Raw genomic sequence first — 16,650 nt, 5'->3', positions numbered from 1 at the left:
TGGCATGGAGAGGGCAATATCTTGATTAGCTGAGGTATTTACACAAGTAAGCCGAGGCTTCTGCAACTTGCAGATTAAATTCGCTCTGTGCGGGAATATAAAATGTCTCTCCTGGCATAAACACCTGCCAGTCAGGTGAACCCGGAATCAATACTTTCAATGCGCCAGTAATAACGGTCATTTCTTCTGGCTGAGCGGTACTGAAAGTGTACTCCCCTTCCTCCATTACCCCAACGCTAGCGCGCCCAATGCTGCTACTGTCATAACCGATGGACTTCACTTTTCCGGTAAAATACTCATTAAATTTCAGCATAGTTTGGCACCCGCATCCTAATCATTGATGAGTTTTTATATTAGGGTCACAACAATCATTCTGTCACTGATTATTACGACGAAATGAGATCACTGGCTAATTCACTGGAACAGTTGTTGATAAAGCGTACAAATAATGCAAAAAAACCGGAGCCAAATGCCCCGGTGACGATAACAACAGAATAATTATCTAAACACAGCATTACATAATCAGTTCGGCAGCCAGTTTTGCTATCAGCACATTTGATAGCAATACGGGTTTTATCAATTTTTCCTGTAAAAAGTCACGATGCTGATAGCGATAACCAATGCAATCCAACACGACGATCTCCACTCCTTGCTTTTGCAAAGTGCTGGCAACAACTCCGAGCGATTGAACATTCTCTTGATAAGGGTTAACTATGACAATGCAAGGTGGGTTGGCAAGCATGGTCCATTTGGTCACCTGATGCTGACGCTGTGTTGATACCGGGAGAACAATGCCAACTCGGCGATCGCCAGCCATTGCTGCGATCAATGGAGGAATGATCCGGTCCGGTGTCAGCAATAATGCTTTCTGGGTCTGCAAATGATGGAAAATACCCGTACAAAGCAGCAGAATATATCGATAATCTTTGGCTTCAAGCTGCTCTATTTTATGCTGTAATCCCCATTCGACTTTCGATACAGCCAGAAAAACCGGAGTCCCATCGGCTAAACGTGAAGCCAGCACTGAATCAGTGTCCGTGGCACCATACTGTTCAGTCACCTGCAATGCATTTAATCCATCCAATAACCCAACGTGGCTGACTTTATCTAGCGGAAGATAGCGGGATATCAACGGCATAATGTCATGGCGCGGAGCCTGCCCAATGGTCAATGTAACCAAAGAGGGCTTCATAATCTCGTTGCCGTATGGTCATGTTTATGCTGCTGCAGATGCGCCAATGAACCATACAGTGAGAGAAGGCGGGAAAATTCTGATTCGTCATAAAATCGACAGGTTCCGCTGACAAATTCTTTCGCAACTTCAACAGTAAATTTAACCGCCTTGGCGATATCCGTCTCGTGGCTGGCACCTGTAGCGCAACCAGGAATCATGCTTTGGGTGCAGATAGCCACACCAACGACTGGAGCATGCGTTACCGTCGAGGGTTGTAATATACTATTCAAATGGTGGATACCATTACCGCAGGGAGTGATATCCGGTATGGTAATCGGGAAAGTCACCGCATAATGCCCACAGGTAATCTCCATAATCCGCAGTAAATCCTCCGATACCCGCAGGATATACCCTTGTTTAACCGTCGGTGATAGTGCATAACCGTTATGATTAATGATGCGATTACCTTTGGTTGTATCAATCGATAAAATCGCGTCGGCTTCGACCATCACCTCGTGACTATTCATGGTGATGTGATCTATCGGGGAACTCATAAAATCAACGGGATCATGTGCCCGAATGGGAGCATGGGGGCAAATATGCGTGGTTATCGCCACATCACCGGGCAGAATATCTCCTTTAGAACGCATTTCTGCCAGTTTCAATGCGCTGGCAATGGCGGTTATCGCGCCATCAGCATCAGACACCATACCAATGCGCACAGGCCGCGCACCGATACCTCCCAGGCGACCGATAATGCCTAATGTCGGTGCTTGCCCCCCCTGTATTTTTCCCGAACTTCCCGTTATGTCTATCCGAACCAAATCTGCAACACCATTTGGTCCTTCAGCCCTGATCGTGCTGGCTGTAACCCCCGGAAAATCAACAAACAAATCCACCACATCCTGGCCACAAACATGGCCACTATCGATCAATTCAAAAACACGTAAGGTTTGTTGTAAGCTCATCAGGGACACCTTTTATTATTAAGATTTAACCAATCTTGGGTTATTACTACTTTCCTTTGCCGGATAAGATGGAGGTAAAAAAGCTGTATAACGCATCACCCGCAATAAATCCTGCGGCACCAATCAACATGGGTGAACGAGCCTTTTCCCCCCAACATCGGGTAATCAATATGCGCAGGGCAATCCCCGTCAAAACCACCCACCCGGCGATCGGATTGTTGATTAATAGCCCGGTAGATAACAGCACGCCAATCTGCCGTTGCGGGCCACCGACCCATTGGATAATGGCACCAGGAATCGCCCATATCAGTAGACTAAGGGCAATACTGGTCTGTGAGCCTGCCTCGATAGTTTTGGCATAAACCCAGGCAACCGGCGGGAGTAAATTCTGAGCGAAGTAACTGGTATGGGCGAACCACACAATGGGAATAGCCACGGCAAAAGCCACCAACGCGGTAAATAATTGAATCCGCCGCCCTAGTAACTCTTGTTTCAAATCTTCACCGTAACCACGCAGAATAAATCCGGCTTTCAAATCAAAACCCAGATCGGCAAAAGCAGGTCCAGTCGCCGCAGTGAAACCTGTCAAAATACACAGTGCCAGCGGCGGGAAACCGATAAAGATGCCAATCATTAGAGTAATCAGCGCGACAGCAAAAGCCGGAAACCACCCCGAGTGCATGGCTGCAATACCGACGATTAATTCATGAATGAATGCGGCAAATGCGGCATAAAAAACAAACGCTATCAACATGCTGATAGACATCTCGCTGTATAGCCCCCCAGCCAATGCCAATAAAGTGGCAATCACCACATAGCCAACGGAACCCAATCCAAGAGCTTTACTGACTTCGGTGGTCGGTTGAGTGTATCGTTGCTGTTTATCAACGGCTGTCTTGGTACGAATCACCTGAACAACCTGAATCAATGCTACTAATCCCGCACCAACCATCATGCCGTGGGGAATAAAATGGGCATTAATATCAATACCAACAACCGGTTCGGAATAACCACGCAGCAATAGCCCTATGCCAAACATGCTTAGCGCCCAGATATTACCAATAAGCGCTGCGCCCAAAGCCGCCATCGGGATTTTCAACACGGCACCAACGGTGCCGATAGTCACCCCAGCCGCCAGTAGCCAAGCCTGTCGTCCTCCTTTATCGCCAGCGGTTATCGCCTCTGCTGTAGCGACCCCCGGTGGCCAAGCATTTTGTGCGGGGAATATTTTGGTATCGAATAAACGATAAAGTAGGTAAGCATCAAGCAACATTGCGGCAGAAACACCGATAAACATCGGCAGAATGAGCTGTGGTTGCCCCATTGCGTAAGGAACAGCAATCGGTAATAGAATGCTATTGGCCGCCCCAAAAGTAGCCGATGAAATCACGGTTTGTGCCAAATTTTGTGTATGGATGGAACGATAATGTTGGAAAAAACGGATTGGAATTCTGGCCAATAATATGGCAAATAACGCACCGATTATTGACGTGTTTGGCGTTACACCTAAAGTTGTTATCAATTGAAGGCCAATAATAGCCCCCACAATGGAGAGAAATATCATCACGACAATCGTGCTAATATCACTCCATTGACTTCCTAATTTCTTCTGCATTTTCTCTCCCTAAGTTCCGCTGGTGTCGGCGCTTAATTTGAAATAAAAAAATAAAACTCCCTCCTGATACTTAAATTAAGCATGTATTTTAAAATGCCAAAGTTATTATCGTTTTCGTGTTTAAACCTTCACTTGGCAGCAACCATCACAGTAGAATAAAATATATAATCTTAATAAAAGTAATCAATAAAAATTAAAGCGATAAATTAATGGATATTATTTCCCCAACCAATAATCATCGTCCAACTTTTCGGCTAACAACCTTGTCATTGATATTAATGCTTCGACATGTTCATCTTGATAAAATGGTTTTTCATCGCGACTGGAAAAAGATAGGCATAGCCCAATGGTTTCGCTGCAATGTTTGTTTGTCACACTGGTGGCAATGGAGCTAACACCTTGCAAGGTTTCATTACGTGCGAATGTCCAGCCCGACTGGCGAGCGAGTGCCAGCGCCGCCAATAATGCATCTAAACTCTGTGGTGAGTTTGGTGAACCCGCTCGATAATGACCGCTAAAACATTCACGCACCTCACTATCATTTTGGCGTGACAGAATAGCGCGGCCAACTGCTGTTTCGTTGGCTGGAGAACGAGTTCCTACAGGTGTTACCACGGGTAAAAACTGCTGCCCGTAAAACATTCTCAGCACCATAATTTCCCGCCCATCCAGAGCAGAAATATAGCCTGTACAACGAGTCGTCTGACTTAATCGAATCATCATTGATGCAGCCATATCAACCAACGGCGTGGAGAGATACTGAATTGAAATCGACAATAATAATCGACCAATATGATATAACTTGGTATCAGGATCTCGCTCTAATAATCCCTCTGACTCCATCGCCATTAATAAACGTGACGTAGTGCTTTTCGCCAAACATAACTGATTAATAACATCACTGAATGAAATTCCAGGATGGGAATGCATAATATTTTGTTTAGCAAATAACTTTAATACTGAGGAGGCATTTCCTAATGTGCTCATTGTTATTAGTTTCACTATATGGAACCAGGTTTCTGCCAAGGGATAAATTAAAAATAATTCCCTTTGCTTTTAGCGTCAAGTTTTTATTTTAAGATTCACATGACAGATTAAATATCAACTCCCATAAAAAAACACAAAGATAATAACAAAAGAGAACCAATCAATGCATACCAAAATAAAGAAAAGAAAATAAAAGAAATAAAATATATTCCTCATGTGAAATATAAAAGAGTAATCAATTTTATGCAGCAACAAAGTGAGAGACCATCAATAATACCTTCAGATAAGCTGAAGGCATAAACTCAGGTTTAGAGATTCCGTAGAATATACAATGCCAGTGATGTTTCGAATAGCACAATCAATATTGACCAGAACGCTGGCATAAAATTGCGGTGTCGATGGAGGTACCACTTGAGATGTTTCATCAGCCTCGCCTTAATGGCATCCGATGTACGCAAACAAAAGGTTTGCGCCGAAATTATTACGTAGGTGATAACTTTACGCTTACTATATCGTATCAGCAACGAATTCCCGATAAAATGACGCAAAGGATCCGGCCCCTTTCAAACCCAACCCCATGCGTCGTACTATTTTTTCATCCGCAGCAAAAATACTTTGTCCTACCAAGTGCATAGCCGATTATTTCACGATGGCATCAAGCAATAATGACTGAATTTGTTCAACCACCCACTGCGGATCACGGCTGGCATCAATAACATAATGGGCGACGTCTTGGTACATCGTTTCCCGAACGGCCAATACATCCTGCATTTCTTCGACAATAGGTTTACCAGTCAAACTTGGACGTTGCGCATCCTCCGGCTCTTCCGCCAGCCGCTCGGCCAATATATCAGCCGATGCACGCAGATAGATCACAAGACCGTGACGGCGCATAAAAGCTCGGTTATCGGCTGACAACACCGCTCCACCCCCCGTTGCTACCACCGTTTCAGGCGATGTAACCGTTTGCAGCGCAAGGCTTTCTCTGCGGCGAAAACCACTCCAGCCTTCTCTGGCTACTATTTCAGCAACGGTAAGTAAACTGGTTTGCTGCATAAATGAATCTGTGTCGATAAATCGATATCCCAACGCCTGTGCCAACGCATTCCCTATCGTTGTTTTACCTGCACCACGCGCACCTACCATAAAGATAGTTTGAGTCATTGCCTGAGCGTCCTTTTGCATCAAATTCTCTGGATAAGATTCTTGCATTAAAAAACCGATCATTATTGCGTTGACCGGTCCTGTAAAAGTCATCATTGCTGACCATCGGTCAGCCAATGCGAATCATACCTGTAATTGGGAGTAGTGCAAACTTTACGGGATTGTAAAATATATGACACACAACCTATGATTGCCCTCAGTGACAATTCAGGAATATCCGGCATCAGAAGTCGACGTTAGCCCTCAGTACAAATTGTCGAGGTTCACCAATCGCGACCCGATAACTATTGCCGCTAGAAGGATAATAAGTCTTATCAAACAAATTCTTGACGTTAAGTTGCCATTTCACCCGATAATTCTGAATGGGCAAAGTATAGGCAATAAAAGCATCGGCAACGGTGTAATCATCCAGCGTAAAACTGTTTGCCGCATCTCCAGCTCGTTTTCCGACATAGCGCATGCCGCCGCCAAAGCGTAAATCATCTCCACCATGCCATCCGGTAGAACCCATTGCTTTGGTTAAAAATAAAGATGCACTGTTACGCGCAACGTTAGCCATCCGATTCCCCGTATTCACTGGATCTTCCGTCACCCGCGCATCAATATAAGCATAAGAGGTAATGGCGCTAACGCTGTCAGTCAGTTGCCCGGCAACATCCAGTTCAACGCCCTGTGAACGCACACGCCCGGCAGTTCGGGTAACCGTTTCAGTTCCCACCAGCTCACTCACCATCACATTACGTTTGGTGATATCAAACAGTGCCAACGTCCCAGTGACGCCATTACTGATTTCAACTTTGCTGCCCAGTTCCCAAGATTGCCCCTGTTCCGGTGGCAATTCGCTGATTTGTGTCGCAATGGAGGAATTAGGTTTAAAGGATTCACTATAGCTACCATACAGTGATACTTCGGGTGTCAATTTGTATACCACACCCGTTCGTGGAATCAATTTGCTATCAGAACTGTTGGTATTGGTGACAAAAGGACGACCTTTGCCGGCAAAAACATCAAAACTGTCGTATCGCAATCCCGCCAGGAACACCCAATGATCACCTAACTCAATAGCATCCTGAACAAACCAGCCGTAGCTTTTGAGATTTTCCCGCTGGTCACTGTCTTTGGCACTGACCAAAGTTGAAGGTGGCATCAAATCATAAACAGGATCATAGATATTAAAATCTGAATTTTTCTTTCCGCGAATCATATCACCGCGATATGTGCGGTTGTCTTCATAGTCAAAACCAACCAACACTTGATGCCCGATGCTGCCCCATGTCAAATCACCCTGTAATGTTGCTTGCACCGCCTGAGCGCGACTTACAGCGCTGGCGGTTGCATCAGCCTTGCGAGTCAGCACGCCGCTCTCTGGGTTCAGAGTCAAGGCTCGCGCCTGATTATCACTATAGCGATTACGGTTATATGCGTAAGTCAGCGCGCTTTTCCAATCGTCATTCAGCTCCTGATCAATGTGTAGCGTGATGTTATCTTGATCGCCACGAGTCGCATTAAAAGGCTCATCAAAACGACGTTTTCGTGGCGTATCCACCGGTTTACCTGTGCGACTATCGATAATAGTACCGCGGTCAAAAGGCGTCAGGTACTCCATATGTTCATAAGCCAAACGAACCGTGGTGGTATCACCAAACCACATCAATGATGGCGCAATGACCGTTTGCCGATTACGGCCAAAATTACGCCAATAATCGGTTTCATCATGATCAACAATCATGCGATAGGCAAAACCGGATTGCCCAATCGGCCCAGTCACATCCAGTTGCCCACCGCCACCATTAAAACTGCTACCCCAGCCTTCGATATGGTTACGCTGTACTAATTGCGGTTTCTTAGTAATAACGTTAATGACGCCCCCCGGTTCTCCCATGCCGTACAGCATTGAAGCAGGGCCTTTCAGCACCTCGATACGTTCCGTTGTCGGGGTAAAATTACGAGCCTGCGCCGAACGTACACCGTCGCGCAAAATGGAACCATCCCGGTTATCGCCAAAACCACGCTTCATCAATGCATCTTGCGTCCCACCCAAGGTATTGGATTGGGTAATACCACTGACGTTATACAAAGCTTCATCAATGTTTCTGACCGCCTGATCACGCAACACCTGCGGAGGAACAACATTGATGGCCTGAGGCACATTCAGCAAGTTGGTTGAGGTGCGAGTCCCTGTGACGGAACTGGTCGGTTGGTAACTTTGCGATTCTTCCTCATTGGTCTGGCCTATCACCACCATCTTGGTTTTTTCACTCTGTGGTGCAGTTTCAGCCTGAACGGTCGGGATCGCAAATAGCAAAGGCAAACCGAACCAATGCAAACGGCGAATATTAATGATTTTCATTGTTGAGGTTACTCCAATAAGTCCCTGAAAAAGTTAACGGCAAAAATTGTTGATACAGTTGTTGGAATGTTTTTTGTGGATCGATATCAGCAAAAAGATCGGGATAGAAAGCCTTGGCAAACATCTCAACGGCCACTACGTGGTAAGGGCTGAGATAAAAGTTATGCCAAATGCTGTAAGCCCGATGTTGTTGAACGGCGTTCAAATGGGAAAGGATTGGATGCTCAGTTATCAGTTGCTGAAAGCTACTGCGTGCCTGATGGCTATCAACCATTGGTCCGAGTTGTAAACTGGAAAGACGCTTGCCTGTTGGCCCCGCCATACCCGTGGCAATATAAACATCTGGATTGGCCATCAGAATAGCCTCGGGGTTCAGTTCACCATAAACGCTTTTTATCTGTGAACGGGCGATATTATCGCCACCGGCAAAGTCAATCAGATCGCCAAGACTGCCATGCGAAGCCGTAGTACAACAACTTTCACGCCGCCCCAAATGCAGGTGCAACATAACCTTCGGTTTCGCGGCCTGAGAGTGTGCCAATCGTTGTTGGATAACCTGCATATGCTGCTGATAGAAATGAATAAACGATTCCGCTTTTTCCTGTCGATTCAGGACTTCCCCTAACAATCGCATACTGGGAACCGTGTTTTTCAGTAAATCGACACGTAAATCCACATACACCACGGGAATACCCGCTTTAGTCAGCCCATTAAGCATGCTGTCTTCATCGGCATTATTTTTGGCGTAGCGAGATAAAATGACCAGATCAGGTTGTAACTCGATGATTTTTTCTACATTTATCTGCCGAATACTTCCCTGAGCGATGATGGGTACTTTGGCCATTTCTGGGAATTTTTGCAGATATTGCTGCCAGCTTTGTGCATCGTAATAGGCGATATCGCCGGGCCAGCCAATAATTCTCTGGGCTGGATTACCCGGTTCAAGCAGTGCCAGCGTGTATAGCATGCGGCTTTCACCCAAAATAATACGCTGAGGATTATCGGGAACCGTTACCTGCCGCCCCATAATATCGTTGATGTTTTTAGCCTGAGCGCTAAATGACATTAATAAAATACAGGTTATGAATAATGCTGAAATTCTACCCATGATAGTTCACTGCGAAAATAATAATTGCGCATGGTAATCATTACCATTAGCGTTGGCAATTATTTTCCGATGTAATAAGTGTAAAAAGGTCAATGTTTCGAAAAACATCCTTAAAAAGATTCTGCTGTTTGCTCTTGGGGAAACGATATCGGCGATGTGCTGCGCCGAGTCAGTTAATCATATTTAGCAGGGATGGCAGAGATAGACTAAAGCGGGGGAATTGCTCACTACACTGACTTTCCTCCCAAAAATCTGGATAACAAAAGGGTTCCGAACGAAATCAGTCAGTGATTAATCTGATGACTCCAATCGAAACCCAATGTACTGCATCTATATTTCTAACATTAAGATTTTATTGGTTAGTTATAAATCTCTGCGCTTGCGATATAGTCACTTGAATCACCGGGAGTACTCATACCAATGACTCGATAATGCTTTGCTCCATTAGCAACGGCTTTGGCATTTAAAGCGGCATCAACATCACTCGGTGAGCCGTTGATACCGGAGACCGAAACAATACCAATAGACTGGAATTGGTTAGCTTGTTTACTGTTGATTTCTTGGGCGGCCAGACTTGAGAATGAAGTTGTAGCAATAATGGCTGCAGCAATAAAGGTGAATACTTTCATGATTAGCTCCGTCTTTCAGGTTATGCCTGATGTTTAGTAGCATTAATTATGTACGGGATACTGAAAACGGACGTAATCCTAAGTAAAGAACCTCAATCATTATGAGGAAATTAAGGAGGAAATGGTTTAAGTTGTTTCGGCAGTAAAAAGACTGCCAATAACGTCAATATTATTCTTGGCTTAAATGGCATTTAGTATCAGCCTGAATGGGACATAACTGGCCTTTATAAGATTACTTTTACTACATCTAATCAACAAAGAGAATAAATGATGATATTACGAGAATTAACCGCTAGCGAACTACATGCCTATAAGCATTTTTTTGTTGGTGAGTACGCTGAAGATTTGGCTACCAATTATGGATATACCCAAGATAAAGCACTATCACTAGCGCAATTATCCTTTGAACAAGCCTTACCTGACGGCATTAATACCGCAGAAAATAAGATTTACTGCATCGAAAATGATCATCAACGGGTGGGTTATCTTTGGTATAGCGTAAATGATGGCGGAACCTGCGCTTTTATCAAAGACTTTTGCGTGTTACCTGAATTTCAACAGTTGGGATACGGAAAACGCAGTTTACAGATTTTAGAGCAGATATTGGTCAGACAGGGTATTTTTGAAATCAAATTGCGCGTGGCGGCAGATAACCCTCGAGCCAAAAAGCTCTATGAACAATTGGCGTTCGTCATTACCGGATACAACATGGCAAAAACGCTAAAATCGGAGTAAAGCTGAACGATTATCTAAACATAGTGAGCAATGAAACAACGAATACCTCTTAGCCTATATTGATGTCAATATCTGCGGATTGGTTTGGTCGCTCGCCTTTATTGACTCGATGCAACTTGAGCATTGTCTCTATCGAGCCAGATTTTTAATTGTTTTACATTGACCAGATTAATGACATAACAATATTATGGCCGTTGTTTACCGTCTAATTGCTGTAGTTGTTTCTGATAGGATTTTACTTTTTGACGTTTTTTAAACCAGATTGTCAACGATACAATAAAAATACCACCAGCCAATGTTAAAACACCCATTTTTGGTTGATAAAACAACATAGTAATAAAATAAATAACAGAAATGATTGCGACCCATTTTGCCGTATGACCAATAGAATTCTTTTCATTCGTCAGACGGCGGATACTCTCTTCTTCGCTAATTCCCATCATCAACCCCCTTGGTGAATGAACTTATAATATTGGGGTGGACGTATGATAATACAACATATTTTTTTATTTTAATTTTAAGCGCCACAGATAAATCCGATTGATTTTCTCATTCAGCAGAATCGAAGCTAGCATCTCGTCCTAAGTACCAACTTCGATCACTATATTTCTTCCTGAAATTTCCGATTTTTCGCCATCTGATGTTTTTCCAACTCAAAAATTGCCCGTTGCAAATTTTTCTCCTGCATCGGTGATAACTTGGGAAACTTAAAACTCAGACGTTGCATAGTTACGGTTTCGCCTTTATTACTAACAATTTTTTTATCAATCACACGAATAAACTGCAGGTCTAATTTGAATGAACCAAACTCGCCGAGATCCAACGCAATGTCATGAATGATATCACAGTCTTTAATCGGTAATTCGCTATCCTTACTGGTAAATAGCCCAACTCCACCTAAAGAGATATCCGCAAGAGTATATTTAAAATCGGTACCGTCAGGAAATTTACCGTAGCAATAAAAAGGTGGCCATTGGGGAATATTCACGCGGAAATATTCACGGCGCTGAATAAAATAAAGTGACTCGGGGATGGGACTATAGAATGCTGGCTGACCAAGGTAGGTAATGGTCGTGAGTGCAGTGCAGGAAAAATCAATTTTTGCGCCAGTAGGTTCAGCGATGAAGGTCAGTTCTTCTGCACTTTGAGCCAATATATTCTCTTGTTCGACACTGCCAAAATCAAAAACAAACCGATTAGCCTCGGGGTTGACGTCTAAAATACGGCTAATAAATTGCCCATGGGTATGAATCACCATGATGGCGGTATTATTTTTTTTCAAATCCCTTAAAATTGTACAGATAGCTAATCGATTTTTTCTAACATATTGTTCTTTGGATATTTCGCTCACCCGCCAATCCCCACCATGAGTTTATTGATTTAATCACCTCAGATCACCCTGCGAAAGAGTATAACCATCAATTGACATATCGGCAGGGATTGATAAAAATTTATATATAACTGGCTAAAAACGCGGGCAACTGAATAGATGCCCGTTAGACAGCTTAAATATCAGATAACGTAGTGTAGCGCCAACCGAGCGTTTTGCCAGTTTGGCATTCCGCATAAAGCACAAAAATGGCCACCAAAACCTATCGGCTATTGCCCGGTTAGCGACGAATTAAATCATCCCCGTAGCCTATCCACTTATAGGTTGTCAGTGCTTCAAGACCCATAGGGCCACGCGCATGCAGTTTCTGCGTACTGACCGCCACTTCCGCCCCCAAGCCAAACTGACCGCCATCGGTAAAGCGAGTGCTGGCATTAATATAAACAGCAGAAGAATCAACTTCACGCACAAAATGTTCGGCGCTGCATAATGAACGGGTAAGAATCGCATCTGAGTGGCTGGTACCATGCTGGCGAATATGCTCAATTGCCGCATCGATGTCCGTCACAACGTGAACATTCAGATCCAGAGAAAGCCATTCATCATCATAATCAGCGTCTTTAACCGCAACCACGGTTGCCGGACCAGACAACAGATAAGGCATCGCCTGCTCACTGGCATGTAACCTAATACCAGCGCTATCCATTTTACGACTCAATGCAGACAAAAACGTCGCGGCGATATCCTGATGAACCAGTAAGGTTTCTAGTGAGTTACAAGCACTTGGGCGCTGAGCCTTAGCATTTTCAATCACTGTCAGCGCTTTATTAAAATCAACATCAGCATCCACAAAAGTATGACACACACCAATGCCGCCGGTTATCACCGGAATGGTCGATTGTTCACGACATAACTTATGTAGCCCAGCACCACCACGGGGAATCAGCATGTCAACGTAGCGATCCAGTTTCAGCAACGCGTTGACCAACTCACGATCCGGGCTTTCAATCGCCTGTACGGCAGCAGCAGGTAAACCACATTGTTCAAGTGCCCGCTGAATTACTTTCACCGTAGCCTGATTGGTATGATGCGTTTCCTTGCCACCGCGTAAAATAACGGCATTACCGGTTTTCAGGCACAGGCTGGCCACATCAATAGTCACATTGGGGCGAGCTTCATAAATCACGCCAATCACCCCCAACGGCACGCGGCGGCGCTCCAGTTTCAGGCCGCTATCTAACAAGCGGCCATCGATCACTTGCCCGACCGGATCGCTCAAGCGACAAACCTGGCGTACATCATTGGCTATCGCCGTCAGCCGTGCAGGTGTCAGTAGCAGACGATCCAGCAAAGCTTCACTCATGCCGGTTGCCCGAGCCGCAGCCATATCTTGCTCATTTGCCTGTAAAATGTCGTCGCTTTCTGCCTCCAGCAAATCCGCCATCAGCAGTAAGGCACTGTTTTTTTGCGTTGTCCCCAGCACACCCAGTTGCCAGGATGCCTGTTTGGCCGCTTTTCCCATTTTCTCCAGCATGCTAGCTCCTTAGCTGACAATCATATCGTCACGATGAACCGCGACCGGACCATACTCATAACCGAGAATCTCACTGATTTGCTGGGAATGATGCCCCGCCAGCATACGCAATGCATCGCTGTTATAGCGCGAAACGCCGTGCGCCAAATCACGACCACTCAGATCACGGATACGAATCACTTCGCCACGAGAAAAATCACCTTTAACGCTACAAATACCTTTGGGCAGTAATGAACTGCCGCGTTCCAAAATAGCAGCAACCGCGCCATCGTCTACGGTGATTTCACCGGCAGGTGGTGCCCCAAAGATCCAGCGTTTACGGTTCTCCAGCGGAGTCTCCAGTGCATGGAAGCGGGTGCCAACCGGCGTGCTATCGATCACATCGCGGATGACATCAACTTGGGAGCCAGCAGCAATAATCACATCGATACCTGCACGACAAGCCACATCGGCAGCCTGTAACTTGGTTGCCATTCCGCCAGTACCCAAGCCCGAAACACTATCACCTGCGATAGCACGCAGTGTGTCATCAATACCATGGACTTCACGGATCAACGCTGCATCAGGATTATTACGCGGATCGGCCGTGTACAATCCAGCCTGATCGGTCAAGAGCAGTAATTTATCTGCTCCAGCCAAAATAGCCGCCAACGCCGAAAGATTATCGTTGTCGCCCACTTTTATCTCTGCTGTTGCCACCGCATCATTTTCATTAATCACAGGGACAATGCGGTTATCCAACAAGGCATTCATGGTGTCACGGGCATTCAGGAAACGTTCGCGATCTTCCAAATCTGCGCGAGTCAGCAACATCTGGCCGACATGAATGCCGTAGATGGAAAACAGTTGTTCCCACAGTTGGATTAAGCGGCTTTGCCCCACGGCTGCCAATAATTGCTTCGATGCAATAGTGGCGGGTAATTCCGGATACCCCAGATGTTCACGTCCGGCAGCAATAGCGCCGGATGTAACGATAACAATACGATGACCTTTTGCGTGTTGCTGGGCGCACTGGCGCACCAATTCAACAATATGGGCACGATTAAGACGACGGGAACCGCCGGTTAATACGCTAGTGCCCAATTTCACAACCAACGTCTGGCTGCCACTCATAATTTTTCTGCCATTGGGATCAAATAAAAAGGAATGATACAGCAGACTTTGTAGCAGGAGAGAGGCGTTATGCCAACAGGCATAACGCGAAATCACAGGTTTATTGAGCTAAAAGGGGGTTATGCGGAGAGTTTGATTGGCTGTTCGCCGAAATCCTTCGCGGGTTCCAGGGTTAATTCCAGGCTGGCCAACATGTCATGAAGGCGCTTATGGAAGCCACGCAATGTTGTTTCCAGTTTTTCCTGCACCTCGGGATCTTTAATTTTTTGCTCTTTCCAGTTTCCATCTGTATTAAACAGACCGAGCTGATAAACATAAGTAAAACAGTTGTCTTTCGACTCCAGCTCTATCCACCATCCCCAAAACTCGCGTTTTTCTGGAGCAAGTTTTACATTGACGCAGACCGCTAAACAATCAAAGAAAAAGCGGTCGGTTTGGCACTGACCTTCACGTAGATATGGCCCTAAAGCTGCAAATCGCTTCATCAGTTTGCTTTTCGGGTGCGCACTGGATATCGTCATGCTGCAATCTCCTTATGTAGACGCACCTTTTTAGCAAACTATTAAATTTAAGTAACTAATTAACGCATTTTATCTTTCAACCAATCGCAAGTTTGCAACAGAGCTCTATGAAAACTGTCGTAAACCGGTTTTGACGGAATGCTGAGCAACTTACCGTCGATAGAAGAGGAGACAATAAGTTTCGCATCTTCTTTCGGGCTAAAGGGATCATTTTCCCAATATTCGGCCAACATGGGAACATGGCAGCGTCGCCCCAGTAGCCCCTGTGTTTTCAGTGAAAAGCGGTTCAATTCCACCTTCAGCGATGCATCCGATGCATCTGCCATCCCAAGGCGACTGGCCAGTACGTCCATATACATATCCGGTACTCGATTCTGACTTTTACTGTCACACAGCAAGTGGTGAACAATAGGGCCGATACAGGCAATACCGCGCAGACGCTGTGGCTCCAGATAACCAAGACGAACGGCAACGTTGGCACCGAAGCGGAAACCAAACAGTGAAACCCGCCGATCATCAATCCACGGGATTGTCGGTAGAGCCTGCAATACCTGCTGATGCAGATAACTGGTGTCCTGAGTCAATTTCCAACGAGAAGAGGCTCCCACTGAAGGCATGTCGATAGTCAGCATGGCGATACCCGCTGGAGCCAGATAATCACGGAAAAGACGGTAATAATCGCTCTGCAACATATCCAGACCACCACACATCAGTACCGTCGGGAATGGTGCACAACCGATAGTCGGCATATGCAGGAATCCGGTTAATGTACCACCGTCCTGAATAGGAAAACTGAGAGCCTTCAAGGTATAAGGCAGATGCTTGGCCGCTTCTTCATACGCCCGGTTAGACAAAATTTCGGCCTGCTCAGCCAGTTCGTCGCCACGCAGATGAGGATAACCGGCGATACTGTACATATTGGCGGCATTCAACCAATATTGCCCAGCATTCTGTGGGTCCGTCTCTTCCATGGCTTTTTGCTGCCACATCATGCCTTGGTGAGACCATTCATAAATCCAGTTACCGTTGCGATAGCCAATGACCGTGTCCAGCAGTTCATCATTGCTGTGCTCGGCATTGGATATCGCAATCCGCGCCAGCACATCTTCTATTTCAATAGGATCAACACCGCGCCAGGTCCACATCAAACGGTTAATCATCCGATACCAATGACACGCGGTATCACCATCCAATGCAGAATGGATATTCACTGTCTGATTACAGCCTGCGTGTCTGACTAGCGTCGAGGTTTCAGGATGCTTGAATTTTGGTTTAAACAGGATTTCAGAAAGGTTGGCTTGTGCCATGGTTACGATAGCCTCCATAAGCCGCGATCCCGCCTCGGTTGAGGCTTGGGGAGTATGGGGTTAGTGTACTAATACCGTAGGAGAAATGAAACGCCCGACGACGTCGGACGTTTAA

Annotated in this window: 16 protein-coding genes; 1 reads left to right on the top strand and 15 read right to left on the bottom strand. The window is 45.5% G+C overall.

All coding sequences use genetic code 11. The features are described 5' to 3' along the window. Positions 1 to 25 precede the first annotated feature (25 nt). The 9 genes from ppnP to DJ39_RS07135 form a co-directional block, all read right to left on the bottom strand. Positions 26 to 313 carry a pyrimidine/purine nucleoside phosphorylase gene (gene ppnP, locus DJ39_RS07175; protein ID WP_004720307.1) on the bottom strand — a complete coding sequence of 96 codons (288 nt, stop codon included), beginning with the start codon at positions 311 to 313 and terminating at the stop codon, positions 26 to 28. A 201-nt stretch (positions 314 to 514) separates the two neighbouring features. Further along, on the bottom strand, positions 515 to 1,192 hold the full coding sequence (locus DJ39_RS07170) for an AroM family protein (RefSeq protein WP_038243665.1): 678 nt from the start codon (positions 1,190 to 1,192) through the stop codon (positions 515 to 517). Beyond that, entirely contained in the window at positions 1,189 to 2,142 is a 954-nt protein-coding gene (locus tag DJ39_RS07165; protein WP_038243662.1) for a DUF1177 domain-containing protein, read from the bottom strand. The genes DJ39_RS07170 and DJ39_RS07165 overlap by 4 nt, the downstream gene beginning before the upstream one ends. A gap of 46 nt (positions 2,143 to 2,188) precedes the next feature. Next, entirely contained in the window at positions 2,189 to 3,757 is a 1,569-nt protein-coding gene (locus tag DJ39_RS07160) for an OPT/YSL family transporter (protein WP_004720300.1), read from the bottom strand. A 216-nt stretch (positions 3,758 to 3,973) separates the two neighbouring features. Continuing rightward, on the bottom strand, positions 3,974 to 4,744 hold the full coding sequence (locus DJ39_RS07155) for an IclR family transcriptional regulator (protein WP_004720297.1): 771 nt from the start codon (positions 4,742 to 4,744) through the stop codon (positions 3,974 to 3,976). Positions 4,745 to 5,383: 639 nt separating this feature from the next. Continuing rightward, entirely contained in the window at positions 5,384 to 5,908 is a 525-nt protein-coding gene (gene aroL, locus DJ39_RS07150) for a shikimate kinase AroL (protein WP_038251695.1), read from the bottom strand. A 223-nt stretch (positions 5,909 to 6,131) separates the two neighbouring features. Continuing rightward, on the bottom strand, positions 6,132 to 8,258 hold the full coding sequence (locus DJ39_RS07145; RefSeq protein WP_080547536.1) for a TonB-dependent siderophore receptor: 2,127 nt from the start codon (positions 8,256 to 8,258) through the stop codon (positions 6,132 to 6,134). Further along, positions 8,245 to 9,366 (bottom strand): ABC transporter substrate-binding protein, encoded by a 1,122-nt coding sequence (locus DJ39_RS07140; protein ID WP_038251279.1) that lies wholly within the window; start codon positions 9,364 to 9,366, stop codon positions 8,245 to 8,247. Before DJ39_RS07140 ends, DJ39_RS07145 begins: the two co-directional genes overlap by 14 nt. 359 nt (positions 9,367 to 9,725) lie before the next feature. After that, complete coding sequence (locus tag DJ39_RS07135) at positions 9,726 to 9,995, bottom strand: YdgH/BhsA/McbA family protein (RefSeq protein WP_004720287.1); 270 nt, start codon at positions 9,993 to 9,995, stop codon at positions 9,726 to 9,728. A 267-nt stretch (positions 9,996 to 10,262) separates the two neighbouring features. On the opposite strand from DJ39_RS07135, the gene DJ39_RS07130 reads away from it, so the two are divergent. Next, on the top strand, positions 10,263 to 10,730 hold the full coding sequence (locus DJ39_RS07130) for a GNAT family N-acetyltransferase (RefSeq protein ID WP_004720285.1): 468 nt from the start codon (positions 10,263 to 10,265) through the stop codon (positions 10,728 to 10,730). Positions 10,731 to 10,915: 185 nt separating this feature from the next. Here DJ39_RS07130 and DJ39_RS07125 read toward each other — a convergent pair whose 3' ends face one another. The 6 genes from DJ39_RS07125 to frsA form a co-directional block, all read right to left on the bottom strand. Further along, positions 10,916 to 11,170 (bottom strand): ABC transporter ATP-binding protein, encoded by a 255-nt coding sequence (locus DJ39_RS07125; RefSeq protein ID WP_038243658.1) that lies wholly within the window; start codon positions 11,168 to 11,170, stop codon positions 10,916 to 10,918. Positions 11,171 to 11,331: 161 nt separating this feature from the next. Further along, positions 11,332 to 12,081, bottom strand: coding sequence for a flagellar brake protein (locus DJ39_RS07120; protein WP_038243657.1), 750 nt, complete (start codon positions 12,079 to 12,081; stop codon positions 11,332 to 11,334). A gap of 259 nt (positions 12,082 to 12,340) precedes the next feature. Further along, positions 12,341 to 13,594, bottom strand: coding sequence for a glutamate-5-semialdehyde dehydrogenase (gene proA, locus DJ39_RS07115; RefSeq protein ID WP_004720278.1), 1,254 nt, complete (start codon positions 13,592 to 13,594; stop codon positions 12,341 to 12,343). A gap of 9 nt (positions 13,595 to 13,603) precedes the next feature. Further along, entirely contained in the window at positions 13,604 to 14,707 is a 1,104-nt protein-coding gene (gene proB / locus DJ39_RS07110) for a glutamate 5-kinase (protein ID WP_038243654.1), read from the bottom strand. 119 nt (positions 14,708 to 14,826) lie between these two features. Then, positions 14,827 to 15,228 (bottom strand): sigma factor-binding protein Crl, encoded by a 402-nt coding sequence (gene crl / locus DJ39_RS07105; RefSeq protein WP_004720274.1) that lies wholly within the window; start codon positions 15,226 to 15,228, stop codon positions 14,827 to 14,829. Between the two features lie 59 nt (positions 15,229 to 15,287). Then, positions 15,288 to 16,535, bottom strand: a complete 1,248-nt coding sequence (frsA, locus tag DJ39_RS07100; protein WP_038243924.1) for an esterase FrsA — start codon at positions 16,533 to 16,535, stop codon at positions 15,288 to 15,290. Positions 16,536 to 16,650 lie beyond the last annotated feature (115 nt).

The organism is Yersinia ruckeri ATCC 29473 (assembly GCF_000754815.1).
Lineage (GTDB): Bacteria > Pseudomonadota > Gammaproteobacteria > Enterobacterales > Enterobacteriaceae > Yersinia > Yersinia ruckeri.
Note: the sequence above shows the minus strand (reverse complement) of the source record. Positions and strands in the feature narration are given on the sequence as shown.